At 44.4% G+C, this 25761-nt stretch carries 27 protein-coding genes; 20 read left to right on the top strand and 7 right to left on the bottom strand.

Going from position 1 to position 25761, the window contains the following annotated elements; all coding sequences use genetic code 11:
* The first annotated feature begins 135 nt into the window (after positions 1–135).
* From FCN51_RS00955 to FCN51_RS00945, 3 genes are all read left to right on the top strand, one after another.
* Positions 136–324 carry a hypothetical protein gene (locus FCN51_RS00955; RefSeq protein WP_160256067.1) on the top strand — a complete coding sequence of 63 codons (189 nt, stop codon included), beginning with the start codon at positions 136–138 and terminating at the stop codon, positions 322–324.
* A 603-nt stretch (positions 325–927) separates the two neighbouring features.
* A complete protein-coding gene (locus tag FCN51_RS00950) occupies positions 928–1629 on the top strand; it encodes a hypothetical protein (RefSeq protein WP_160256066.1) in 702 nt (233 codons plus the stop codon).
* Positions 1630–1948: 319 nt separating this feature from the next.
* A complete protein-coding gene (locus FCN51_RS00945; protein ID WP_160256065.1) occupies positions 1949–2758 on the top strand; it encodes a hypothetical protein in 810 nt (269 codons plus the stop codon).
* Positions 2759–2828: 70 nt separating this feature from the next.
* On the opposite strand, the gene FCN51_RS00940 is transcribed toward FCN51_RS00945, so the two are convergent.
* A complete protein-coding gene (locus tag FCN51_RS00940; RefSeq protein ID WP_099541929.1) occupies positions 2829–3392 on the bottom strand; it encodes a hypothetical protein in 564 nt (187 codons plus the stop codon).
* Positions 3393–4886: 1494 nt separating this feature from the next.
* On the opposite strand from FCN51_RS00940, the gene FCN51_RS00935 reads away from it, so the two are divergent.
* From FCN51_RS00935 to FCN51_RS00925, 3 genes are all read left to right on the top strand, one after another.
* On the top strand, positions 4887–5450 hold the full coding sequence (locus FCN51_RS00935) for a hypothetical protein (RefSeq protein WP_160256064.1): 564 nt from the start codon (positions 4887–4889) through the stop codon (positions 5448–5450).
* A gap of 167 nt (positions 5451–5617) precedes the next feature.
* Complete coding sequence (locus FCN51_RS00930) at positions 5618–6202, top strand: hypothetical protein (RefSeq protein WP_236661115.1); 585 nt, start codon at positions 5618–5620, stop codon at positions 6200–6202.
* A gap of 34 nt (positions 6203–6236) precedes the next feature.
* Positions 6237–6557 (top strand): hypothetical protein, encoded by a 321-nt coding sequence (locus FCN51_RS00925; RefSeq protein WP_099541926.1) that lies wholly within the window; start codon positions 6237–6239, stop codon positions 6555–6557.
* A 139-nt stretch (positions 6558–6696) separates the two neighbouring features.
* Here the strand turns inward: FCN51_RS00925 and FCN51_RS00920 are convergent, their stop codons facing one another.
* Both FCN51_RS00920 and FCN51_RS00915 read right to left on the bottom strand, forming a co-directional pair.
* Positions 6697–7293 carry a hypothetical protein gene (locus FCN51_RS00920; RefSeq protein WP_160256062.1) on the bottom strand — a complete coding sequence of 199 codons (597 nt, stop codon included), beginning with the start codon at positions 7291–7293 and terminating at the stop codon, positions 6697–6699.
* Between the two features lie 26 nt (positions 7294–7319).
* Complete coding sequence (locus tag FCN51_RS00915; RefSeq protein WP_124296424.1) at positions 7320–8276, bottom strand: hypothetical protein; 957 nt, start codon at positions 8274–8276, stop codon at positions 7320–7322.
* Positions 8277–8493: 217 nt separating this feature from the next.
* Between FCN51_RS00915 and FCN51_RS00910 the strand changes: the two genes are divergently transcribed.
* Positions 8494–10329 (top strand): RNB domain-containing ribonuclease, encoded by a 1836-nt coding sequence (locus FCN51_RS00910; RefSeq protein ID WP_160256061.1) that lies wholly within the window; start codon positions 8494–8496, stop codon positions 10327–10329.
* A 304-nt stretch (positions 10330–10633) separates the two neighbouring features.
* Here FCN51_RS00910 and FCN51_RS00905 read toward each other — a convergent pair whose 3' ends face one another.
* On the bottom strand, positions 10634–10897 hold the full coding sequence (locus tag FCN51_RS00905; RefSeq protein ID WP_099541922.1) for a hypothetical protein: 264 nt from the start codon (positions 10895–10897) through the stop codon (positions 10634–10636).
* Between the two features lie 271 nt (positions 10898–11168).
* Between FCN51_RS00905 and casA the strand changes: the two genes are divergently transcribed.
* The 6 genes from casA to FCN51_RS00875 all read left to right on the top strand — a co-directional run bounded on the left by casA (position 11169) and on the right by FCN51_RS00875 (position 17153).
* A complete protein-coding gene (gene casA, locus FCN51_RS00900) occupies positions 11169–12674 on the top strand; it encodes a type I-E CRISPR-associated protein Cse1/CasA (RefSeq protein WP_099541921.1) in 1506 nt (501 codons plus the stop codon).
* Positions 12667–13155 (top strand): type I-E CRISPR-associated protein Cse2/CasB, encoded by a 489-nt coding sequence (gene casB / locus FCN51_RS00895; protein ID WP_160256060.1) that lies wholly within the window; start codon positions 12667–12669, stop codon positions 13153–13155. Before casA ends, casB begins: the two co-directional genes overlap by 8 nt.
* A gap of 52 nt (positions 13156–13207) precedes the next feature.
* The gene (gene cas7e, locus FCN51_RS00890) at positions 13208–14275 is read left to right on the top strand and encodes a type I-E CRISPR-associated protein Cas7/Cse4/CasC (RefSeq protein ID WP_099541919.1); all 1068 of its coding nucleotides are present in this window, start codon (positions 13208–13210) and stop codon (positions 14273–14275) included.
* Entirely contained in the window at positions 14275–14949 is a 675-nt protein-coding gene (cas5e, locus tag FCN51_RS00885) for a type I-E CRISPR-associated protein Cas5/CasD (protein ID WP_099541918.1), read from the top strand. The genes cas7e and cas5e overlap by 1 nt, the downstream gene beginning before the upstream one ends.
* Complete coding sequence (cas6e, locus tag FCN51_RS00880; RefSeq protein ID WP_099541917.1) at positions 14949–15635, top strand: type I-E CRISPR-associated protein Cas6/Cse3/CasE; 687 nt, start codon at positions 14949–14951, stop codon at positions 15633–15635. The genes cas5e and cas6e overlap by 1 nt, the downstream gene beginning before the upstream one ends.
* 123 nt (positions 15636–15758) lie before the next feature.
* Entirely contained in the window at positions 15759–17153 is a 1395-nt protein-coding gene (locus FCN51_RS00875) for an RES domain-containing protein (RefSeq protein WP_160256059.1), read from the top strand.
* 69 nt (positions 17154–17222) lie between these two features.
* Here FCN51_RS00875 and FCN51_RS00870 read toward each other — a convergent pair whose 3' ends face one another.
* On the bottom strand, positions 17223–17690 hold the full coding sequence (locus FCN51_RS00870; RefSeq protein WP_099541915.1) for a hypothetical protein: 468 nt from the start codon (positions 17688–17690) through the stop codon (positions 17223–17225).
* A 195-nt stretch (positions 17691–17885) separates the two neighbouring features.
* On the opposite strand from FCN51_RS00870, the gene FCN51_RS00865 reads away from it, so the two are divergent.
* Entirely contained in the window at positions 17886–18479 is a 594-nt protein-coding gene (locus FCN51_RS00865) for a hypothetical protein (RefSeq protein ID WP_099541914.1), read from the top strand.
* Between the two features lie 45 nt (positions 18480–18524).
* The gene (locus FCN51_RS00860; protein WP_099541913.1) at positions 18525–19298 is read left to right on the top strand and encodes an ATP-grasp domain-containing protein; all 774 of its coding nucleotides are present in this window, start codon (positions 18525–18527) and stop codon (positions 19296–19298) included.
* Here FCN51_RS00860 and FCN51_RS27115 read toward each other — a convergent pair.
* A complete protein-coding gene (locus FCN51_RS27115) occupies positions 19270–19695 on the bottom strand; it encodes a DUF4326 domain-containing protein (protein WP_099541912.1) in 426 nt (141 codons plus the stop codon). The genes FCN51_RS00860 and FCN51_RS27115 overlap by 29 nt on opposite strands.
* Before the next feature lie 111 nt (positions 19696–19806).
* On the opposite strand from FCN51_RS27115, the gene FCN51_RS00855 reads away from it, so the two are divergent.
* Positions 19807–20946, top strand: a complete 1140-nt coding sequence (locus FCN51_RS00855) for a hypothetical protein (protein WP_099541911.1) — start codon at positions 19807–19809, stop codon at positions 20944–20946.
* Between the two features lie 110 nt (positions 20947–21056).
* On the opposite strand, the gene FCN51_RS00850 is transcribed toward FCN51_RS00855, so the two are convergent.
* A complete protein-coding gene (locus FCN51_RS00850; RefSeq protein WP_099541910.1) occupies positions 21057–21581 on the bottom strand; it encodes a hypothetical protein in 525 nt (174 codons plus the stop codon).
* Positions 21582–22125: 544 nt separating this feature from the next.
* Here FCN51_RS00850 and FCN51_RS00845 point away from each other — a divergent pair.
* The 4 genes from FCN51_RS00845 to FCN51_RS00830 all read left to right on the top strand — a co-directional run bounded on the left by FCN51_RS00845 (position 22126) and on the right by FCN51_RS00830 (position 25305).
* A complete protein-coding gene (locus FCN51_RS00845) occupies positions 22126–22659 on the top strand; it encodes a hypothetical protein (protein ID WP_099541909.1) in 534 nt (177 codons plus the stop codon).
* A 56-nt stretch (positions 22660–22715) separates the two neighbouring features.
* Entirely contained in the window at positions 22716–23033 is a 318-nt protein-coding gene (locus tag FCN51_RS00840; protein ID WP_124296426.1) for a hypothetical protein, read from the top strand.
* 273 nt (positions 23034–23306) lie between these two features.
* Positions 23307–23939, top strand: coding sequence for a hypothetical protein (locus tag FCN51_RS00835; protein WP_124296427.1), 633 nt, complete (start codon positions 23307–23309; stop codon positions 23937–23939).
* Between the two features lie 781 nt (positions 23940–24720).
* Positions 24721–25305, top strand: a complete 585-nt coding sequence (locus FCN51_RS00830) for a hypothetical protein (RefSeq protein ID WP_160256058.1) — start codon at positions 24721–24723, stop codon at positions 25303–25305.
* Positions 25306–25761: the final 456 nt, after the last annotated feature.

Raw genomic sequence — 25761 nt, 5'->3', positions numbered from 1 at the left:
AACTATCTGGCTCCTCCTTTTGTCCATTTGTGTTTGTGATGTTTAAGTTTTAAGCACTAATTTGGCTTGTTGAAAGGTTCGCGCTTTCACCGCAACCTGCTTCACAGCCTCATATCAGAAGAAAGTTACAGGATTATGAGTGGAAGTTTGACGTTGCTTTTGAGAAATTTGCGTTTGAAGTCTGAAGGCAAGCCAAACACTATCGATGCGATGGAAGAGCTGAAAGGCAAACTGATTAACGCACGCAAACGGTATGCAGAGCGAGGCCATGAAGCCGAACCTTCTGATCTACACAAACCTTACGTTGAAGGACAGGAAGCGTGAAGACAGGGCTGGATTCCGATTTCAACATCAAGGTTGTTTCTAGCATTATCTCTGACGGCATTCATCTGTAGTTCAGATCTGCGGATTTCATGACCGATAGCAGAAAAAGAAGAATGGCCTATCCGAATAGCATCTCTAAGCCCCTCAATTGACCTTCTAATTGACCTGGAACAGTCTGGAATATGGAGGTCTATTAACATGTGCTTTTCGGGGGGAAGAGAATGATTCCCACTTCCTCCGTATGTCTTATTGGTCGTGTCAGGAGATTCCGATGCCATTCTTTCAGACTTTTCTTTGACTGTGAACGTTCCGTTCATTTCCACTTAAACTAAAAAATCTTGCGAGAAAGGCCGGAACAGCAGTCAACTTCCCAACTGTCCCGCAAGACTTAATGAGCCCTCAAATCTTAGCCATTAGAGGCTTGTACCCTCCCGAAATGGAACGGGGTTGGCCCAGTCGTTCTTAAAACCAATGGCGATGAGGGACTTATAGGGCTCTTTTTAGAGCAGACTGAAGTGCTTTGCATACAAATCCTATAAAAAGGGAAAGACGGATTGAAGGGCTGAAAGCCTAGGAACTCAAGTTAGATATGGATATTCAGATATGACAAGCCCCACCAGTGAGCCACGACTGTTTATTCGACCGGTTGGCAGGATTGACGATGTCAGCAATATGGAAAGCATTCTGGCGGCTGAGAAGAATGGCATCCCCGCAATTACGGGTGAACTTCTGCTTTCAGTGCCTGTGCTTCCTGGCGACACCCTCAGCGACACTAAAGACATTATAATGACAATGGCCGAAGTGCGGATGCCTGAAGGGCTCATGCCAAGAGGCGCGCTTGACCCCAAAATGACGGAAACGGGTCAGAACTACACCAAAAAAGACTGGGAAGATGCTCTCAAGCTTTATTGCCGTAGCCGGGCAGACACAGAGATAACAGATCCCTCTGCAGCTCGTTACGATCAGGATGCAGAGAGATGTCCAACCAATATTATTGTTCAAGTAATCCCGATCGACAATCAGAGCGCGGCGCTCGATCTCTATATGGAATGTCTGGATCGATTTGAGAAAGGAGAGAGGGACTTCTCTGATCTCATACCTGAAGGCTACCTTGAAAATGACACTGCATTCCGTTGTGTAGATGGTTCGCTGTGGTCACGTGTGGAGGCTGCTGTTGATTCAGGGATGGATGTTGAAGGAGGTGAAAACGTCAGTTTCCGTGATTTAATGAACGGCACTTACGATGCCCCGGAATATGCCCCCAGTCATTCGCGAGAAGAAGTCTCAATGGCTCCAGGTGCCTAACAGGGCAGTTTACGAGGCGCGGTGATCACAGATCCGGGGGCAATCATTCAGGAATGCCCCCACTTTTCTTGCAGCTTGCGGCAAGCCAATATCACAGCGCTTTCTATCCACGCCATGAAGGACGGGGATTTGCGATACATCTGGTAAGCATTTGACATGGCCAAATGACAAGATTATTTCTTGGAGCCAAGGCAAGAGACAAGCATGCCTTCCGGCTCCACACACGGAAAAGTCTCTAATAACAAACGAGCTATATCCTCTTCGCGGAGAGTGATCGAATGGAGCCACGACACTGCCATCCGCTGAGGAGTGACCTGTCATGTCTCTTTCAGAAATCAAGCGAGCTGCACGATCCGCCAGCCAACGGTCTGATTTAACATATACACAGGCATTAGATCTTGAGTGCCAAAAGAGAGGTTACAGAACCTTCGCAGCATTTAAGGGGTCAAAAATAAATAACGCCCTTTCTCACGTTGATGAGAGATATAAAACGCCTTCTAGTGAGGCTTATGATGCTAATGAATTTGATGAGGTAAAATATTATCTTAATAATCTTCTCTCCAATCGTGGTCTTATAATAATATCAGGGGCTGCCGGAACCGGAAGAACCAATTTTGTAAACTTATCCATCCAGAAATATTTAAAAACAAATAAAACAGTTCATGGTATTTATATATCGCGCTTTAAAGAATGGAAGAATTCTCCGTGCTCTGGAAAACTAAAGCACATCAATCCGAGCCTAATTCAAAGTCAGGAACTACTCCGCCTCTGTAGCCTGAAAGAGAATAGCCTCATTATCTGTGATGATCTCTACCTAGACAATGTACTGGATGCCCTGAGGTGTTCACTTAAGCTAGGGAAGACGGTTGTTGGTATAATCCATGCAGCAAGTCCGAAAGACGCCCTCTATAGGCTGTCTTTAATGCTTTCCAGGTCTGAACTCCCCAATGACGACATAAGCGCAACAGGTCCTTTCCTTGGTGCCGTCCAATTAAATAGAATATCAGATCCTGAATCTGGCAGGACGCAAATCAGTTTTGTTACCTATCCGAGGGTATCAGGAAGGGAGGGATTAGATGTCACAGCCTGTTCACATCCAACCCCTTATGAACTCAAAAATCATCCATGAATTACAATGCTAAAACAAAAGGTTGCAGATCATGCCGGATCCGGTGGGATTAATCTCTGATCTCTAACCTCTAACCAAAACGGAAACATTCGCTTCGCTTGGAAGAGGGTGCAGGAGGGATATCATCTTGCACCCCTCCGGGAATTTTCTTCAGTGAAGGAATATCAAGGTCGGAGGGGAGCGGGGAGAGTTCAGCGAGTACACCTCGTACGGCCTGAAGTTTCCCTTCATTATCAAGTCCAGATACACATAATATGCTTCTGATAACTTTCTGAACATCCTGGATGTGACCTGCCAATCCTGGTGATGGACTTGCAGTTAAATCTTTGCTCTCTTTGGATAGCTCTGTGAGGGCGGGTTGTGGGGTACCGTAGAGACTGAGGATTTCCTTCTCAATTTCCATTTTTATCTGATTAAGGGGAGTGCCAAAGCCGCCAGAGGGCATGAATTCAATGATACTGCCATCTGGGCTTACAATTTCCCCAGTGAACCCTTCATGACCAGAGGCACGGTCTTTCCATGAAATGAGCTCAGCGATACGGCGCCCATTTAAATAGCCAAATGCCTTGCAGGTTTCATCGTCAAATGACCATGCTATACTGGTAGATGGATTGATGTTGATCGCCTTCGTCAATTTGAATAGGCCTTATCATTTTCTTTGGTGAACCAGAATAATTATTCTAACCTTGTTTTGTGTCTTTTGATCAAGGATATGACGTTATATTTTTAAAATAGCAAGGCTATCCTGTCGTGGAACTTATCCACATTTATGTTGGTAAGCCTGTGGATAAATCTGTGCCCAAGTTTTTATCTGAGTTAGCTTTTTTTCATAGGAATCTCCGATTAGAGAAAGATGACTTACCTTAATTGACAAATTCTATCTATCTGATTGTTTTTGAATTGTTTTCTTTATGTAGTTAGTGAGCGGTTATTATTTAACCTCACCCCAACCCAACCCCACTACCATTCTCAGAACTGAACACTAAAATTGATTTTGAAAAATACAAAATACCCTTTTGCAGATCATGGCGTTTGAAGGCTTTAGCGGGATAGGCTTTGCAAAGTCTTTTTTCTAAGATTTAAGATTATTTTAGCTATCTTTGGAGAGAGTGCTGACAAAGGCAATTTTTCCAATGTTTTTGACAACGATAGATGATATAGCCCGACTGTCATCAAGGTGCGTTTGGGATGCTGGAATTTCAGGTTTTTATAGGGAAACGGGATCGATATACATCGATTCAAACATGGCCTTCAAAGAGGTAGAGACACTTCCACCAAATCTTAAGGCTTGTGATGTTACCCTCTCATCAATGCCCAGCTTATGCGCAATTCCTCCTGGCCTGCAGGTGCGGGATCGGTTGATACTCCGTAATCTTCCCCAAATAACTGAGATACCTGATGATTTGCGAGTTTCCGAACTACAATTAACACGCTGTCATCGCGTCAAATCTCTTCCTTTCGGCACGACGACCGGATCCCTGTTCGTTACTGATTGTGCCAGCTTTTCCGACATACCTGCAGGATTTCAGGCCTACGGGCAGACATATTATCTTGGTGGGCGATGCCTTACATCAACGGCTGACCTTGTAATCAGCAAATGCCCTTCATTATCCATTTTGCCTGAAGGGATGAGAATTCAGAGAAATCTTCTAATTTCTTTTTGTCATTCTTTTGTTGGGTTGCCTCACAGAATGTATGTCGGCGGGACTATTGCTATCCGCCATTGCAGGAATTTCGAGGGGTTCCCAGAAAATCTAGGTCTTGTACGGGGCGACTTGATTATTGAGGACTGTCTCCATGTAGTCGATCTCCCCAGATACCTTAATATTTATGGCAATTTGATCATCAAAAATTGCCCAAATCTCAATTCAATCCATGACGGAATTAACGTGAAAGGTAAGGTGATTAGAATTTAGAACAAGGCCATTTCCAAGATCTTCTCATTTCATGCTTATGAGGTGTGTAAGAGAAATAGCCTTGACATTTAGGCTTTAACCTCATTGTTTCTTTTGCGGTTGATCATGCCCCTCTATCGATCCAGCATTTTCAACACGGTTCCAAAGGATGGTCGCTATTATAGGCCAATTTGAGGTGGGAGTATTAGGCCTAAAGCCTATTATTGTGCAGCATGACGAATGGTGACCTTGAGGGATTTACTAGGGTCGGATGGTACTATGAATTTTCAGATTGCTTGATCGGCTGGAAGCCTGATTTGTGTATCCATGAACGAGACATATATCTGTCGGGGATGAATGTCCGTAACATCAAAAGGGTATATATCCAAAATCCTCCACAGGAGGGGCATGTTGCCCAGCAGAGCGCCAAGCAAGAAGCTCCGATGCATCCTCATGCGGAAGATGCATTGAAAGCTATGGCTTGGATGGCTGACGGTCAGACCGGTGTGTCATCTCAAGCTATTGCATTCAAGATGTGTGGAATACCTCTGAGGGATTTTAATACTGCCCCACGTGATGCTGGCGACTTCAGTCGCTGTCACAAGCTTTTAGAGCGTTACCCGGAATGGAGGCTCAGGCTAAATGAAATGACAGCACTTGGGCGTGACTGGGCAGCTCTTGTGCCTGTTTGGAATAAACTGGAGGAGATGCTTCTTTCAGGAAAAACAGAACAACTCTTCCAAATTATTCAGACCCTAATCAATGGCCACGGAAATGAACAGGATCTGAACGACTGAAAGGCGGTATCGGCCTGATCGCCTGACCGTATCTCAATGATACACACACTCTTAATTAAAACTGAAAGGTCGTGTTGGTGAGAATAGATGGATTGACTAACAAGGTATCTCGCCGGGGAATGCCTTTTGTGTGCGTACAGCTTCTCACGTTGATTTTGCCGCCCCCTATGGCTTTAGCCTCAGAACATGATAGCCAGCCAGCTTTGCTGGGCACATCGAGCCCTGAAAACTTCAATTTCACCACCTATGCCAATGGTGATGTGACTTTAAATACGGATAATGGGTCCGTGGTGGAATCTAAGGCTGATGACGGAGAGGGCGCTTCCCCTAGCCACGAGGCGAACAGTTTTGTAGGGACTTCGGTGGATCCTGAAACTGCTGCCAGGATCAAAGTTGTAAGGTCTCACCCTAATCCTGAATTCACCAAGGATCTGCAGCCCGGTGACGCCTTATATGAAGGCATGGTCAATCATGCTCACCTGTACATCGACCTTTGCGATGCATCAAAAAAGGTGTGCATTTCAGCACTTGCCCAGGCCTATGGCCAAAGCTGTGAGCAATCTTTGGCTGACTCATACGGATATAGCCACTCCTTTGTTCTGGAGCATTCTCCTGATCACTCCAACCCAATGAGATATACCTCCTGGCATTGTGTTCTGGAGATGCCCTCCGATGAAGATATGCTGGCTGACGGAATATCTGGAAAGCCGGGCAAGACTGCAAAGGTAGATGCCTCTGTAACGCCTCAATAGGCCAACAAAGAGGGTAGAGGGGGAGATCCCGTTAATGAAGTTCTCACGCTTAGACGATATGACCAGAGGGTGGTTTATTGGTGATTTTGCTCCATCGGTGAACCGTACAAAGCAGTTTGAGACTGCCGTTCAGCACTTCTCTAAAGGAGATGTTGAGGCTGCCCATTTCCATAAGATCGCAACGGAAACAACCGTCATCATAAAGGGTGAGGCGATCATGGGGGGAAGGAAATGTACGGAGGGAGATATTATTGTGGTTCCTCCAGGCGAAGCAACTTCCTTTGAAGCTGTAACAGATGTCACAACAGTAGTCGTGAAGTTCCCCAGCGTGCCAAACGATAAATATCCTGCCTAACCTTGTTAAGGTCGGGATAATGTGGGCATGGGCTTAATCCTCCCATCGCCCACTAGACCTGTCTGGCTGTCTGGAGAAAATACTTACGAATTTACCGGAAGAGCCGTAAAGCCCCGTCCTTCAGGGGGGAGAATGTCAATCAAGTGGCTCTTGAAGATCCTGATGAGTTTTTCAGCTTGATATTCTGGGCTGTAACTTCTTGCATTCGGTAGAGAGGGTTGGGGTTTGCAATAAGTAGACCGGTTGATCTAGACCACTTCTTCTTTTTAGCCACTATCTGATTTTTTGTGACTTTTTCTATTTTAAGAATTTCTGGGTTTTCTCCATTATAACCACTTAATACGAAAAAATGATCTCCGACCTTCAAACCGGTGAGCCATTCCAGATAAAACTGTTCAGTTTGCCATCTTAGGGAGTTTCGGTAGGGGGGTAAGGTTTCCCCAGCCCGGATCATTTCAGAATAGGTTTTGCCAGTCCCGAATATATAATTAGGATTCAATGGCGGTTGATCTTTTTCGGACGATTGGAATCTTAACCACATTTCCTCATCTAGCCACTGCTGTCTGGTTGGGATCTGGGGCTCCAGGTGATCTGCGGAGCAATCATTACAGCATGGAACATCCTGAGAAGCTGACAGCATGTTGGTCTCAGTTCTGCAGAAGCAGCAGTGGTCATGACCATCGTCAGATCGTTTAACAATCCTGATCACAGCATCACGCATTGGATGGTCTGTCATTGGGACAATTCCTCTTTTCCATGGTTTTATGTATCAGCGGAGGGAGTTAACAGAAAATGCCTCATTCCATGACAAGACAACTGTTTGTTTGAGTAGTTGGGGATAGATTTATAAACACTTATAATCCTCTCTTTATCCCGCAATATATGATCCAGACTGCTTTGCGCTTTTAAAATCCTTTCATAGTCATATGTAGAGATTGGTTTCCCACTTTGGGATCTCTTGGCCTCTATCCTTGCGATAGTTGATTTGTAATTTTGGATCGACCTTTCGGCCAGATCAACACCGCTCACAATGTACAATCGATGATTAGGAAATGCGCTCCGTAGTTTACTGATGACAAAAGACGCATAGTGAATAGGCAGCTTGAACAACCATCTGTTTCCTGTTCTCTGTGTAAATTGTATCTGCTGAATGAGAAGCCGCTTGCAGCTTGCAAACGTAAAGCCAATTGTTAAAACGTGGGCACCACGATATTTAATTAGAAAAGCCATACTCCCGTCTAGGTACGTATTGTAGGAATATTCGGCATAACCGTGCGTATTAAATCCAGTGGTGTGGTCGACTTCCACCTCTAGACCTAGATTGCCCATTTCAAAACGGTGCAATCCTTGCCATGCCTCGACAATTTCGTTCCAACCAGCATGAATTAAGGAAGACCTCCATATGGAATTCTTTATTTTTGAAAGAAGTCTATGAGGAGGCGATCTTTGAAATAGATCTTCAATATGTTCATTCAGCATTACTCTACTTCCAGAGTAAACACGACAGAGGGTTTCAAAACTTGTCCGACCGATAAGTGATAATGGCAATCTAAATATGCTCTGGTATTCAAGCTCATCACATAATTTCTGCCATTGCTTAGGTGTAAAACGATCATCTGGTGTGGGGTGGAGATATGGATATTTGTCTAGATGAACAGGAACCTTGTGCAAAATTTCTGACATAAAAGACAGGTGAAGACCGTTAATTTTTAGTGTCAAATTGATATTCCTTATCAAACAATGGAATGGTTCTATTTAGCTTTAAGTTGATAAACCTATATTAACACCTTCTTCGCATGCGTCTGATCTTGTTTGTTGAGCAATTTAAATGGTGATTTTGATCAAGCTATTCCCAAGATAATACCTTCAAGGATATTGATTAAGAATAATCATGATGGAATAATCAGGACATTCTAAATCTTAGAAGAAAAATGATATGTCAGAAGATCAAAATTACCCCATCTATCAATGTATAACAATTGATTCTGCCTCATCTTCAGATCTGGATGATGCTTTTTCAATCAGAAAGAATAACGAGGGATGGACTGTTAGGTGTTGCATAGCGGATATTTCAACCATTGATGTAGGAAGTAATCTCGAAAGATCAGCAAGACAGAATGTCCACACGGTTTATTCTGGTGCAAATATTTTAAAGCCTATGATACCGGATGAAAGCGTCGTAAGCCGAATATCACTTACACCAAGGAATACGCTGATCCCCGTTCTCGGTGTGACATTTAAGCTCAATCCAAACGCAGAAGAATGCATTGATTTAAAGGTCGAACGAGCAAGGTTAAGACATCTAGGGCGGTATACTCAGAAAGGTGCGGCCACAGCCATTAAAAATGGTCAATCAGAACTAAGCGATGAACTTAGGGACGCTTTGACTCTCGCAATAAGGCTGATGCGTCAAAGAATGGCAGCTCTTGGTCTTGATTCGCGAAATGATGTTTATATTGATGAAAGTGGAATATTTCGAGATCTGAAGATAAGTGATCCAGATACTGCAGGATACATTATTGTTCAGGAAATTATGATCGCGACAAACTCTCTTGTTGCTAGTTGGTGCCTCGATAAGTGCATCCCAATTTTATTCAGAAATCACATCCCAAAGAACTATGATGATGAAGCTTTCATTGCAGAGTTGAAGATCATACCCGCCGCCAGGATGCACGAAATGGGTAAGGCTTTTATCTCTGCAACCTGTCAAGGGCACATGGCTTTGCAAGCTCCTTCATACTCTTGGTTCACTTCGCCATTACGGCGTTATGTTGATATGGTTAATCAGCATAACATAATGGCTTACCTCGATGGGCATAGGCATTTTCCATATCCCGGTGGGGAAGATATGAGGCGTCTAGCCGAGGAAATTGAAAGCCGTTTAGGCGCAATCAATAAAAAGGTTAGTGAAGGTTATAAGCTTCGTATGCAGAGGTTTGTCGCAAGAAGCTTAAAGGCAGGTATGGACTTTAGCGGAGTGGAAGATGGAGTTCTCATTCGAGTTATAAAGGCTGCTTCGACTGATGGGACATTAGATCAGGCACCTTTAGGATTGATGGATGAGTGCAGGAAAAGACTTCTAACGCGAAATACTTCCCTATCTCTTCTCTCAACGGCGATAGAGTATGGGAACCGTGACTGGCACCATCTCGTGTTTGAAATTTTGGCACGGTTCCCGGAACATGCGGTGTCACTTCTCTCTGCTTTGGCCATGTCGAGTGAGTTGATCGCTTCGGTTGAGTTTCGTTCGACCGATATGACCAATTTAACGCAGGAGCTTGTTGTTCGGACAAAATCTGGGCTTACAGTTTCGAAGATCGCCACAGGCTCAAATAAGGCGCTCGCAAAGCAAAGATCTGCTATCCTAGCATTGATTGAAATTTATCAAGTTGAGTTATCAGAAAGTGATCAAGAGGAGATCGGGATCAATAAAATCCTGACTGATCCAGTTTCAAAGGCTTCTGACAATGAGCCTGGTCAAAAAGAAATCTCCATTAATGCGTGTTTAGAAGATCCTTCAAATGGGAATTACAAAGGGAAGGTGCTGGAGTACTGTGTAAAGGCAAAAATTGCACCACCTCATGTCAGTTCAACTATGGAGCAATTAGCAACTTCTACAAGACATTATGTCACGGCGGAATTTGTCTTTTTAGGTTGTGTCATCATCGCTAAAGGTGAGGCATCGAAATTGAGAGATGCTGAGCGTCAAGCGTTTAAGGAGATCTTCCTTAAAATTAAATCAGCCACTTTAAAGCAAAATATTCCAGCATAATGATACTGATATTCCAGCCCCTAGAGGATGGGGCTGGAGTTTGTTTTGCGCTGACAATCAAGGGTTTGAGTTCCCAAGCCACGCATTGTTCAGATTGTCTAGGAATGTCTAAAAAGTCATAAAAACAATAGATTGCAGATGTTTTTTAATGAAATTATGAAGCCCTTAAGTCACATTTTCTATTGAGATAAAAGCGACAACTCTAGATCGGGTGGCGTATGTAAGTGTGTGATCTTTTGAAGCACAAGGAGCAATTCTGGTTCTTAATCAAGGTTGTTTGCTCTTGTCGTGTGAAACTTGGTGACTAAGATTTCTTGGCTTTCTTTTCGTGTTTTTTGCAATATACGGCATAATGTTTTTTAGCTTTCTTAGATAAGTCCTTTGCAACGTCTTGTTTCCCTGCGATCATATTAACTAACGCCCACATCGCATTTGATGCCGCACCGTACCTATCCAAATCCATCATAGATACACTACTCCAGCGTATACTTTCGTCAACAAGATCCAGAAGGGCTAAAGCTTCGTCCCTATCGATTTTGACCATATCTCTATTTTTAGTCTTTTTCATTTTATCCTATCTGAATTTTGAGTTGCATCATTCTATAGATGTCTTGGGGAGATGGTAAGACTATACAACCTGACTTAATTCAAGGTTTGTCAAAAAAAATATAAGGCCATTTTACGAACTCTAATTATGACCTTAAAAAAGGCCTTATTATTCCTTTCTTAGGATTGACGCGCGAAGGACATATATATATTGATCTCGATTATAACAAAGAGAAAGTGCAAACCACGCTCAATTTTTCTTGGATTGGGTGGAATGATCAAGGCTAAAGTGTTTGAACCTTAATCTGATAACTGATCCATGGATACCAGTGCGATGCTCAGACGGCAGTCACCGAGTTATCGCGCCATGGCAGATGGCCGAAGATGGTGTTGTGTGCCCTGATTGGCCTAGAACTGACCTCAATATAGCCTGTTATGAACTGCTCATCGGGTTGGTGTATCTTGCTGATCCTCCTAAAAACCTTTCGGATTGGAAAGCTAGGAAATCCGCAGATCCTGACAGGTTGCGCAAAAAACTTGAGGAATACTCAGAAGCCTTCAATCTTCTTGGTGATGGCCCAAGGTTTCTGCAAGACTTAAGTAAGCTTGACGGTGTTCAGCTCTCACCTGACATACTTTTCCTAGATAGTGCAGGTGCTCAGACAATCAAAAATAATGCTGACGTCATGGTCAGGCGATACCGATATGATCGTTTGACGCTCCCAGAAGCGGCTATGGCTCTTTATTCCTTACAATCTAGCGCAGCTTCAGGGGGGTCTGGAAATCGTACATCAATGCGTGGTGGAGGCCCCCTAACAACCATTGTTAACCCTGAGGTTGGTTTATGGGATCTTGTCTGGGCCAACACGCCATATGGCACTCCCTCTGACATTGACGCATTACCTTGGATGCGTGAGACGGTAACTTCTCAAGACGGTGTCGTTGTGCCACCACCGAAGGGTAAACTCTTTAACGTTGAAGCCTTCTTTGGTATGCCGCGCCGCATTCGCCTCGTTTCAAATGGTGTCTGCATTAACGGCGTGATTCAAAAAACTCATGGCACCAACTATGTTGGATGGGAGCATCCCCTAAGTCCTTACTACAAGCTGAATGCCAAAGATGACTGGCGTGCCAAGCATCCTGGGGCTGGGAAATATGGATACCATAATTGGCTTGGAACGATAGCCCAGCGTGATAGTGATGATTTGTCTAAACTCGCACTTTCCTTAAGGACATGGGTAGGGGAAAGAGGAGGAGGTGGGTCAATTATTGTTGCTGGTTGGTCTATGGATAATGCCAAACCACGAAATTACATTTATTCGCAACAGCGGCTATCTAACCTCAGCAAAGAAGATCTTAAGGTATTAACATGCCTTATTGATGGAGCTTCATCCGTAGCGGGTGCCCTAACATCTGCATTTCGTAGTGTTATCGGCACAGGTGAAGACCGTTCAGCTCAAAAAGAAGAATTCTTTCTAGCTACGGAGAAAGATTTCTTCCTTATCTATTCGGCTATGAGAGGCAATGACGAAGAGATAAGAAAGTCATTGTCAGATACGGAGATAAGCCTGCATTGGCTTACAGTGCTCAGGAAGCATGCATTAAAGCAGTTCGATCAAATTGCCTTGCCAGGAATGGCTTTGAGAGACGTGGAAACTATCAAAGGTATCGTTCTCGCCAGAAAATTCCTTGGCATGGCTCTTTACGGGTATGGAAAGCAAGGAGAGGCAATTTTCAACGCATTGGGCCTTCCCATTCCTGCCTCCAAAAAGTCGAAGAAGGTTATGTCCAATGACTGAAGTAAAATCCACTCAGCCCCTTACAGAAACTAAGGCAGAAATCGCGTTTAGATGGTGGGATCATAATATTCGTCCCCGCGACACGAAATCTCGCGCGCGGTCCCTGGCTGCTTGTTTGAGGCGCGGTGATGGGGTCACGATACTTTCTCAACCAGAAGTTCAGAAGTTGGCTTCTGATCTTGAATTTCAACCGCATAATGCGCGATCTCTTATACGCCTGTCTCAAATCCTTTCCTGTATCAGAGAGGATGATTCCCGTTCGCTGGCTACGATAATCGGCGGCAACCCGCCTCTTTTATCTCCTCTTCGTTTTCATAAGATACTCCGTGCTGAATTCAAAGACGAAGAACTCGTTGATTACCTACGTCGTGCCGTTGATATGGCTGGCAAGCGCTGCAATGTGGAATCCATGGCAGGCGACCTGATTTATTGGGGCGATGCAGTCAAGACCCGTTGGTGCTTCGATTATTTCGGCTCCTGAACTGGATCATCGCCAGATACTCATAAAACCTACATCCCGGAGAAATAAAGCTATGACACGATTTGTTCAATTCCACCTTCTGACAAGCTTTGGCCCGTCCAACCCTAACCGCGATGATCAGGGTCGCCCGAAACAGGCAATCATAGGGGGATCCCCACGTCTGCGCATGTCCTCTCAGTCCATCAAGCGTGCACTTCGTGAAAGTTCATTCTTTGCCTTGGACTTGGCTGGCCATATTGGTATGCGCACAAAGCGTATCTCTGAAAGGCTGATGAACCATCTTTTGGAGCTTAGCGTACCAGAAGAAACTGCTCGAAAAGCAGCGGAGCAGGTCGCTTCAATATTTGGCAAGCTTGAAAGTACACCTCGTTCAAAAGATGACAAAGTGCTTACAACACTTGCGTTTGTTTCACCCGAAGAATGGGAGCTGGCGCAGGATCTGGCCGAGAAAATTGCTAATGGCCAAGAATTACCAAAAGAAAAGGATCTGAAGAAAAGTGTGATGCGCCGAGCTGATGGTGCAGTCGATATTGCCATGTTCGGCCGGATGCTTGCCGATGATTCTAGCTTTAATCGTGAAGCCGCAGTTCAGGTTGCCCATGCTTTTACCACTCACCGTGCTCAGACGCAGGAAGACTGGTTTAGCGCCATGGATGACCTAAATAATTCATTCGGCGATACTGGCGCTGGCCATATTGGTGAAGCAGAATTTGGCTCAGGTGTTTATTATCAATATGTATGCGTTGATTCTAAACTTCTTGTTGAAAATCTCGCAGGCGATAAAGATCTTGCTGTTAAAGGAATTGAGGCACTCGTGAAGGGTTTGGCGATCTCCGCGCCAAAAGGGAAGCAGAATTCCTTTGCTCATCATCCCAGAGCTCATTTTATTTTGGCTGAATATGGAAATCAGGCTCCACGTGATCTTTCTGGTGCATTTTTTGAGGCAATCCATGGCACCGATATCATGGAGAGATCTGTAAAGGCGCTCGAAAAAACTCGTGCTGATATCGATCGGGCTTACGGGCAGTCTTGGGAAAAAGATTGCGTTTTGGAAGTCGGTAAACATGGCAGTCTGGACGAAATCAGTGCTTTTGCTGGTGCTGCCGTTCGGGGCTCGTAATGGAGAACTTCCTGATATTCACGTTGAATGCCTCTATCTCCTCCATGGGGGAGATGGCAGGACATGAGCGGAGAGGATCTCTCATGTGGCCAGGCCGATCATTGATTGTTGGCTTGATGGGCGCGGCTTTAGGTATTCGAAGGAATGGTGATTTCTCCAGACTGGACAGCTTGCGGATTGATGTCGCCATATTCGATGTCGGCACGGCAATGAGAGATTTTCACACGATACAGACTATTCCCACGCCAGCCGCCCGAAAGCCCAACTCAAGGCCAGAAGCCCTGAAGCAAGGGCAAGGCAAACTCAACTCGATAATCTCCATACGGGATTATCGGACAGATGCGCTGTATGGGATTGCGGTACGCGGTGAAAATCTCCCGGAAATTGCCCAGTCACTGCATACTCCGCATTTTACCCTTTATCTTGGTCGCAAATCTTGCCCCCTTGCCGCACCCCTAGGAGCGAAGATCGTTCAAGCGGACACTGTAGAAGAAGCACTGTCTCAACTTACTCTGCCAGTCTGGCGCAACAACGATCGTGCTGAAGTCCTGATTGAGGAGGGCGGGAAAGGGGAAATAATTACAGATGTACCCTTTGATCGCAAAAGATGGCATTTCAAAACACGGGAAGTTGGGATGCGTGCTGTTAATATCGCACCTGGGGGACAAGTTTAATGTTTCTAAGTCGCCTGCAGTTTTCCAACTCGCCTACAGCTCAAGCTTTATCAGGCTTTTGGAGGTCTCCTGATAGCGGGCAACGTCGCTCTGCCCAGCACAACATCATGTGGTCAGTGTTTGCGAAAGAGGGGAATAGTGAGCAAGAGCGAGATTTCCTATGGCGGGAGGAGGGAGAGGGCAGTTTCATTGCCCTTTCGCATAGGCCGCCAATGCAGAATGATCTGTTCAGGCCTCATGTAATAAAAGAATTTGCTCCTTGCCTTAAAAGCGGGGATCGTTTGGCTTTTAAGTTGCGTGCGAATGCAACCAGATCCTTAGAAAACGCGGAGACAGGGAAAAGCAGACGTTTAGACGTCGTGACCTATGATCTTTTGTCATACCCCATGAAAGAGAGGGGATTGAGAAGAAGAGATGTCGCTCAGTCCGCAGGGACTGAATGGATCAAACGCCAAGGGGCAAAGCATGGTTTTGAGATCATTCAGAATGCCGTAACGGATTATAAAATTGATGTTTTGCCTAGATTTACAGTTGGACCAAGATGCACACCGAAATTTGGAATTATTGATATGACAGGATTGCTTGTCGTCACGGAGCCTAAAAAACTCTGGAATCAAATAATCTTTGGGTTTGGTCGGGCTAAATCCTTTGGTTGCGGCCTCATGCTATTAAGGGCGTCTTCCTGACATTTGCCCCTCCCTTTCCCTAGGGAGGGGCAATGAAAGTACGATTAAAATTTGACTAATTTTTACTGATATATAAAAAGGATTCGTATTCTATAAATTCCAAATCTAGTGAGATTCTAAATAATGCATGGTAACACAAATAATGATTTGTATATATGTTCGGGATGCTTCGGGGATGAACATATAAAGAAATTTATAACTTATAGAAATTCAAATAAAAAATGCAATTATTGTAGTCTTTCTTCAGACCCATCTGCGAAACAAAGCGAAATATTTAGGTTTATTGCTGAACATGTAAACAAAAGCTTTACATGCTGCGATTATGTTGGCTTTTATTATGTGGCAAACGCTCCTGAAAATGCTCCATTTCCCCATGGCCGTTATACATCTCCGTACCTCCTAAAAAACATATTAAAATTAGAACTTCCGAGAGATAGTGATGGGAAGTTATTGAGAGCAATTTGCGATATACCTCTTGAAAATAAAAAATGGGCTTCACTTGACTTCGGGAAAGTAACTCTAGACAAAGAATTAGACCTATATTGGTGGATGTTCTGTAACTTTACAAAATATAATCGCAGATTTAATTTAGATGCAGTTCCAAAATTATTCACACAAAATCTAGCAGAGAAAGCACGACTATTTAGTCCGAAAGCAATATTTAACCTTCTAATCCCTTATATGAAAAGACTTGTAAGGGATATCCCGGTAGGAATGATATTCTACCGGTCGCGAATTAGTAAAAATGGAGAGAAATATACAAGTGTGAATGAATTGGGTCCCCCACCATGCAACCATTCCCTTCAATCAAATAGAATGAACCCACCAGGGATACCTTGCTTTTACGCCTCAGAAACCAGAGAAGGAGCACTTGTAGAAGTACGTGCCACAAATCAAGATAGTTGGTCTTTAGGTGTATTTGAAACCATAAAGCCAATAAGAATTCTGGATTTGACTAATCTGCCAGAAGTTGGCAGCTTTTTTTCTGACAATGAAATAAATGACCAAAAGGCTATAAAATTTCTACATAATTTCTCATCGAATATTTCATGTCCGGTTACAGGTGATGATCGCACACATTTGGAGTATATCCCGACACAGGTTTTAGCTGAACTCGTTAGAGATTGTCAGGAATTGAGCGTTTGGGGAATTAGATATCGTAGTGCAGTTCAGAACGGCGGTGAAAGTTATAATAATATTGTTCTCTTTATTTCTACAGATGAGATAGAAGGAAGTGTCAAAAGATCCACTTTAATTGACGATCAAGAAATATTAAAAGAAGCTTATAAATATGTTGAGTTGATAAAATTAAATTCTATAGAGTATTCTACCCACAAGTGTGAATACATAAGTAATAATGCTCATTCAATGACAGCGCCTTCTTCAGAAGCTAGTGATATAATTTCATCTATTTTAACCATACCCGCCATGAAAACAGCATATGAGAAACTCGATGATGCCGAAAAGAACAAAATGGTGGAGCAAATAACCTCAATCATCAATCTTAAATACCCCTAGATTGAATTACTAGGTGACTTGCTTCTGCTTTCTGCTCTGAACAACCGCTTCTCTCTAAATTAGTGATGATTAAGTATTCCTAAAAAATGAGCCAAGCGCCTCTTTTGCAACTGAAGTGACAGCTTTAAGGGCTTGTGAAGATTGGTCTACTGTCCATTTATACCGTTGCAAGGAGGCGATTTCTCCTACTGTCAGATTTCTTCCTTGAGCACGGACATTCTCAACGTATGTCTTACATGGGCCGTAATTCTCTGGATCATAAGCATTTGATTCTTTCTTACTGGCGTATTGGTAGATCTCAGGATTGCTGTCATTTAGCCATTCATCAATTGCTTTGAATGGCGCAGTGATGACACTCTCTGCAATTGACATGGGAATAGCGATAGGTAGCAGACAGAGATCGACAATAGGGGGGGCATATAAAATCATTGATTCACCAATAGTGGAATCATTATTCGCCTTTTGCTTTTGCAGAGCCTTGTTATATAGCCTGGTGATTTCCTCAGCATCAGGTGGGGATGAAAGGATTGAGAACATGATGTGATTTCTTTCTTAGAAGCCCAATTTATGACCCTTTCTAACAGAAAGGGTGGTTTTAAAAGATAGCAGTAAGGTTAAATTCCACCTTACAGGAGTTCTTACACAGGTATATCTGGCTTTTTAAGGCAGGAAAAGGCCTAGTCAATCTATTGCTGTCACAAAACTGGCCAATCTTATTGGGGAAATTAAAAAATGAGAGCACTTGTCAAGGTTAACTTGTTGAATGGTCTTCTTGTACCTGAAAAATATCCTGATTTTGTTTCATGGTACAATGCAGAAACAGACAGGAACCCTGTTCGACCTAAGTTTGTCCTGGGTGTTAATATCCAAGATCTGGATACCAACCCTGAGGGATACAATTCCCCCTTTCTAACGATGTTAATTTTCCCACCAGAGCTTACCCACTCGGAAGAGGCACAAAAATATGGGATATGGTCATTAAATAGCGCCGGTTTTGTCGGATGTGATGGCCAATCACCATTGGCTTGTCGACAATCTGAATCTCTTTCATTGATATATGCCCATAATTTTTCGGCAAATAAGATCGCTCAAAGGATACTTTGCGAAGCATTTAAAATATGGCCGGCACATTCAGAAATGATAGAAGTAGAACTGCCCGATCCTCTGACTTTTTCCACGCCAAAAGAGAGAAGGGTGCAACGGTCAGCACAGGGTAGTGGGCTGAGTATCAAGGCGAGTGAAATGGGAGAAATGAGAGACCTTGCAGGACGGAAAAGATCATGGGCCGCAAGGCGGATGATGAAAAAGAAGCATAAGCATGACTGACCGGAATAACACTATTTAATCTACAATGGTTTTCAGGATACGAAAATGGACTTTGCCTTGCTCTGGCAGCATTGCGTGACAGATATTCCCGACACCAATATCCTGTCGGTATGTCTTGACCGAACCCCTCCTGATAGTCTTGAGTTTAAGGCTCTAATTCCTGAGTTAAGAAAGAGAAAACTTATTTTTCAAACCTCTATCGCCATGCGATATAGATTGGAGAAACTGGGGCTTTACCCGCTTATCTCTGACAGCGAATACCAGTTCAATTATGCCTTTTTGTCGCAGGCATTGGCTAAAATCGAGTGTTATGATTACCTCCTAAATCCAGATGCGTTTATCGCACCTTTCGGTGTCATCTCTGTTCATCCATATGCACCTGATCCGATGTTTCTAAGGCCTAACTCTGGCTGTAAGGTTTTTCCTGGTCAGGTGGTCAAAAAGAGTGATCTGCCATCACTACATTTGCTTTATAAGCTGTCGCTTGATGAACTATGTGTTGCCTCTCCTGTAATGGACATTCAGGATGAGACACGTTGCTTCGTAATGCCGTATTCAGATAATCCTCTATTGGCATGCACAAGGTATTTTCACAAAGACACGCCTTTAGAGGCAAGAGGGGAAATTTCCCCGCATGATATCAAACCATTTTTAGCCAAGCTCAAAGACTATCCTTGTTGGCCAGATGCGATGGTTATTGATTTTTGCAGGTTAAGAGTATCCGGGGCCATAAAAATCATTGAAATGAACTCGATACACACTTCAGGCCTCTACGAGGCAAAAGGTATGATCACGGAATTAATAACCCGTCTTGAATGAGACTTTTTTTTCCTAGCTCCAGCAGTACATCAACATGACACGGTCTTTCTAGGGGGCAGAAGCAAGCAAGATTAAACGTCCTGATCTTGGGTATGGCTTGCTCTCTAAGCCAACTTCCATAATCTGGAGAGAGTGTGTCAGGGTGAGTTTTCTTTGCGAACTGAAGGCGCCCAGGACTAATCTCGAAATGCCCAACATTTTGTGTGACAAGCTTCCTAAAAGCGTCAACCGCGACCTGAGGATCTGATTCACAAACAAAAGGGTTTCCAAGTCTGCCCGGCCGACAGCATGAGATAGTGTTAGGAGGCATTTTCCAACCCGACACTCTCCTACGTTGTATGCGACAAGGTAGGTCTTTGACCTGAATTGGATTATGTTCGATGCGGTATTCAATCATGTTAGCAAATCATGTCTTATCTTGCATAAAAACGGGTTATCGTCGCCTTAGCATAACCGACATCGCGGCTATCTTGAATCTCAATAAGCATAAAGGGAAGAGCGATAACCTATGATAAAACTTACAGAAAAAGATATGGAAAGATTGCAGGATGAATCCTGTAATATATTGATCCCAGAAACAATGAGATCGCTGCTTGTGGGGTTCCCAGATGAAGTGGTGTTCCCATTCAGCATTAATGCCATGAACTGCGTCAATATAAAGAGTATATCGGCTCGGAACCGCATATGCGGAAGCCTCACTTTACGTGGCTGCACATCACTTGCAACTCTTGGTGATGGTCTTTTTGTTGGTGAGAGCCTGGATGTAACAGGGTGTGTCGCACTCACCTCAATTCCGAACAGCCTCAGGGAGATAAAAAGGGACTTGCTACTGTCGGGTTGTCTTTCAATGCGCGATCTACCAGAAGGTCTTAAGGTAAAATCTAATTTCTACGCCAATGATTGCCCGCAGCTCGAAGTTTTACCCAAAGGACTGGAGGTTGGGCTGCTAATGACAATTCGAAATTGTGAAAGAATTGCAGCTATTCCAGATCATGTCAGGGTTGGTCGAGATCTAATCGCAGACAGATGTCCTAACCTAAAAAGTATTTCTGGCGATCTGATAGTGGGGGGCAAAGCCTCGTTCAAATCATGCCATTCTCTACAAGACATACCTGCTACCATAAATGTTAAAAGCCTTTGTCTGGACGATTGCACCAACATTCGCTTTTTACCGGCCGGTCTTAACATCCCTGACAATCTCTCTTTGAGAGATACAAAGTTCCAAGATTTCCCACGCAATCTTACTGTGGGCGGCCTAATTGATATAAGTGGCTGCCAATGGGTAACCAGTTTTCCTGACGATTTTAATTTCACCGGGCGTATCCTAATCGCTGAGAATTGCCAGAATCTTATAGAGCTTCCTAAATCAATGCCTAACCTGATGAACATGGCATTGGATGGGTGCACATCTCTGACGCATCTGCCAGAAGGCCTGAATGTCTACATGCTATCCCTGAAGGGCTGTACCGGATTAAAAGCACTCCCAAGGGATTTGCGAGTTAGTCGGTCGGTCGATTTGAGAGGATGCGAGGGGATATCAATACCACAAGAGTTTATTGACGCCCATGAAGGTTACGCAAGAATACTATTCCCCAAAACCTATGATATTCTGCCTGCGGTCAAGGCAGAGAATGCACCCACACTGTAGTCTATAAGAGAAATGGATGTTGGGGAGCATTAAAAGATAATGCTCCCTGGGTTCCCATTCCGATCTTGTTTTAAAAAATCGAAATGGGATAGACATCAACGGATTACTTGCTAGGGGGTCGGTAAATCTGCTTCTTGAATGAGTTCGTATTCTGGCCATTCTGCAGGATCCAAAGATATCTCAGGCCCCATTCCAGTTGCTTTGCGTAGCAGGTCAAATGCTTCCTGCGAAAATCGAACATCTCCAGCACAGAGCATGCTGTTGTCTGGAAATACTCTTCTAAGAGCATCGACAACCGGCTTGTCTAGATGCAATTTCTCACCGAGTTCACCATACAGATGCAGCAGGGCAGCCTCTTCAGGGGTAATTTGAGCTGGAAGTTCGCCCAGCCAATCAAGAGAACGGCTTTCACGCATCTGAGCAGGGGAAGCAACAGATTCACCACAATCTGTCAGATAGTCGCAGTATCGTTTGGAAGCCAAAAACAATATTCGCCTAATATTGTATAAGGCATCATTAGGGGCTTCTCCCTGATGACGAAAGGACACCTCATCACCATTATATGTTACTGCACGATTTGCATCAAAAAATGAATTAAGTTCGTCGTCAGCTAAGGCTTTCAGTTGGGATGTCATTTTTCCGCCTTTAAGTGGGTAATGAATCACAGTTAAGGTGAAACCTTAGATCTGAAATATGCAAGTGACTAAGTTAAGCGCCCAATGGACCTCTATCGTGTCAACTGATGAGTATGTCATCCGAGGTGTGACTGAATTAGAAGATTATTTTCACAAAAATAATATGAGTAAAGGGTGTGCAAAAAACCTTATATACTTCTATAAAAGGGTAGGGGGGGGAGTAATATTCCATATCAATACAAAAAACTGCACTATAATTGACTTATATTGCCATATTATCCATTTTACTTAGTCATAAGGGCTAATATAGGCTCAATTGAACTGTACATGGATGAGATTTAGATGTGCCTCACAGCGCATTTAAACCACTGATTACTATTGTGGGGCCAGTAAGATTATAAACCTCCGCCCAGAAGCTAATTTTGGATTTTATACTTTTTCTTGCATCATGCCAGCTTAATCTTCATCACCTGATGAAGGCAGAGAGCGTGTGTTCGCTGCCATATGATCTCGATAAATGACCTTCTGTCAAAAGGATTGGTCTATGCTGATAAAGTTGAAATCAACGCTGAAAAGCGCGATGGCCAGTCTAATAAGCGAAGGAAGGAAGGAGGGATGCCTTGGGGGCGCCCTCATTACTGACTGGGAAGAACGGATATCCTCTATCCGTGATAGCGTTTATGGCGATCTGGGCACCACTGTAGGTTGCGGGCCATTCGATGGTGGATGCCTTATAGTGGCCGGTGCACTGCAATCAGTTATTGGTGGCGATCTGGTTGTGTTAGTCCGGCCAAATGGCTTCGCTGATCATGCCGCTGTATTGAAGGATGGACTGCTTTGGGACTTCTCTGGCCCACTGCCACCAGCCAAGTTTATTTCACGGTTTAACAAGAGAGAACATGCCGAATGTGCTGGCTTTCGTAAGATCAATTATGATACCGACCTCATTGAGGCGCGCGAGATTGCTGACAATTCTCTCCAGGATCGACTGGCCGATCTCTTCGCAGAAGTTCTGCCAGATATTGCAGTGGAACGAAATATCCATCAAGAACACTCCCAAGGCCCAACTCCGTCTTAAGTCTCCAGAGAGGGCGAGAGCGCCGAACGTCACAACAATTACTTAGGACACCAGACATGACGTACGATGACTTTGTGAAGTCTCGCAGAGAAATGACGAACCGGGAGTTCGGAAGGCTTGTCAAGGATTCTATGTGGGAAGACGAGCCAGAACAAACGTTTTTGGTTTATGCTGATAGCTTTTACATCTCGGCACTTGGAGACGGTCGCTATGACTTGCTTATCGGGAATGAGGAAACCATTACAAGTGATACGACCTCACTGTCTGATCTGGAGAAGCAGTTGTTTGATTATGCTCAATCTGAATGTTACCCGGAATGGCAGCAGCGTGACACTGGCCTTAAGGCCGATGATGCGTCATCTCCCAATCCCTGATCATTCTTGATTTGAAGCAGTCCCGCACGTGTTCTTACACACGCTTGGTTAATTGATTGCGATGTATTCTGCCGGTGGGTGATGGATCGACATACGGCCGGAGGCCAAGGTGGTAACAACGCTACCCGCCATCGAACCTGAAATCCATGCGGCAGATGAACCAGATCCAACCGCGCCTTAGTGTGCGTATAAGTAGGCCGCATCCCTTGCATGCTCCTCGGTTACTATCTTGGAAGAAAGTAGAATGTTTACCAAGAAGCAGGAGCGTATCCCGTGACTAGCCCGGACATCTCAAAAAATCTTAAAGAAACTCTTTCATCCGAAGGAGTTAAAAATGTTCGCGAGGCCATGCTTGCCACAGGAATAGAGTTGATAAAACGAGAAAAAGATCTTTGCGTCTATTCAAGCCGGCTTTCTGTGTCCTTGTTGCAGGATTATAGAATCAGCGCCTCCTTTTTTCTGGATCCGTGCGGTGATCATCTAATGAGAAGTGTCCGGTCGATGTACCCGACTGAGCAGGAATTCGCGAAATTTCCGCCCAATGTAGAAATAACTCGAACAGGCTACAAAGATATCAAGAGTGTGGCGCATTGGGGAGCATATGGGATAGAAATCCCTCACGCCACGGATGGGGTAAGCAGCATCCGTTATAGTGATGCAATCGCGCCAAGCCCTGAGGCTGCGGAAATGGGGATATCCGGTTTTTCTATTGAACGGGGTGCGCGTGGAGAAATGGCGGTATCGATAGAATTTGCTGACGGCCAGAGTGTTGAGAAGACTTTGTCGCGTCAGGAATTCTCAGATATCCTTTCTGATAACCACAACGCATTCTGCCTCGAAACCATTCAGTCTCTTGTTCACGATATGGCTCCAGAGCCAAATGTATCTGAATCTCCTGCGCCGTAATTGCGCATAGTGGAATGAAATGGATTGCTCCGAGCGGCCGGAATTTTGTCCGGTCGCCATCGCATTTAGCGCACAAAGAGTCATCGGAGGATGACTGCCCTTGATATCATTGAGATGCTTAAGGAATTCCCGATCTAAACTATCTAAGTGCGCCACATTCTATCCTACGAGCAAACAACCAGTCAGATCTGGCGTATAATTCTGAAGCAAGGACTACTCAGGCGCTCCAGCATGGATTTTTCCCTCTATTTATAACACGCGATAATGGACGTTATCACGTTTTGATATTGTAGAGGCCAGGAAAACCGGTATCGACCATTGCTCGTGTTACAAAGTTGCGCTTTGCTTTAGCCCCCTGACCATAAGTTGCATGGAACAAAGTTTACTGTCCTCAAGGAAATCCGGCCGGATCCGGCCGGATAATCCGACAAGATTAAAAAAATACCCTACCCCACCCACCAATTCGCCAGAAAAAGGCGGGCAAGACGTCATTCGGAACGTTTCAACTGATGGCAAAATTATCTCGCGATGCTGGCAAGATAATTCCAGATATCTTTCCGAAAGGCTGACGGAGGTAAGCAACGCACATCTCTTCTCACCGATAACGGGAGAACACAGTAGCTCACGCCTTTCAGCGTGAGCTCTGGCAACGGCGCATCTCTGCGACCTTCATCATTGTAATTCCAAAAGTGTTATGCCTTCAACCTTGAAGGTAGGATCAATGGTGCCTTGCATCAGGGATAGATACTCTTTTGTTACTGAAAAGAGAGGAAATCTGAGTATGTCGGACAGCCATCTGAATCCCCATCTTGTCGAACTGGAACAAGAAGCGCGTGGGCTTGTAAACGAATCAATGAGGATCGCCTGCAAAGATTTCGCGGACCTTTGCAAAGGCGGTGATAATCTGGATGGCCATATTATCAGCCTTGCTTATCTCTCCGGCTTCGCCGACGGGTTGCCTGCGAATAAACGCCCCACAATTGGCGGGATGGCTCCTGATCCCGTTGGGATTGCTGCTTCTGCTTATAATAGCTTGCCTCCGATTGCAGCCGATAATGAGAAAGACCGAAAAGAAAAATTGCAGGATCGCATACGGATTGCCGGCGAGATCAAAGACTCTGCAGACAAGCTTTACGAAAGGCTCATTGGAGTTGCAGACTCTGAACTTTCTGGAATCTCTAAAGACGAAATTGTTCGCGAGTTTGAAAAACTCCCAGGCCTTTGTGCCGTCATTCGCTCCTATGCCTATGGAGAATACCCACAGGTTGATTTGGACGTTCCGGGTTTGATGAACGATGCTCTGTTGATTGATATGGAATGCGCCGCCGAGTGGACAGAGGAAATGGACGCTCCATCCCCAGCCTAATACACACTTAGATCATCGCCTCTCAGTCCCACGATAAAGTATGCTACAGAATACCTAAGTTATGCTTAGGTCTGTTTTAGCTGACCTGATAGCTCAAATGAGAGGCGCCGATTTGGCCATTTTCCGATAACAATCAGATGTGGCCTTAGTGTTGATAGATTATGACTATCTATTTTACAGATCTTCCAGATCTCCAGATCATGTCTCGATGTCTTAGCCATGATTTCCAGATAAAATAAAAAATAAAGAAAAGGCTTCTGAAATGCAGGTCAGAGATTTCGAGACTCTTGACGAGTTAAGGGAGGCATTCCCCTCCGCGTTTCTACCCCAAGGCACGCTAAATCTTTCTGGGCTCAGTGGCATACGCTCCCTCCCACGTGATATGGCTGTAGAGGGTGATCTGAAATTGGATGGGTGCTCCGATCTTGTTGAGACCCCGGATGGGTTGGAAGTTCG

Source organism: Acetobacter pasteurianus (genome assembly GCF_009914215.2).
Taxonomy (GTDB): Bacteria; Pseudomonadota; Alphaproteobacteria; order Acetobacterales; family Acetobacteraceae; genus Acetobacter; species Acetobacter pasteurianus.
This window is presented reverse-complemented; position numbering and strand designations above follow the sequence as displayed.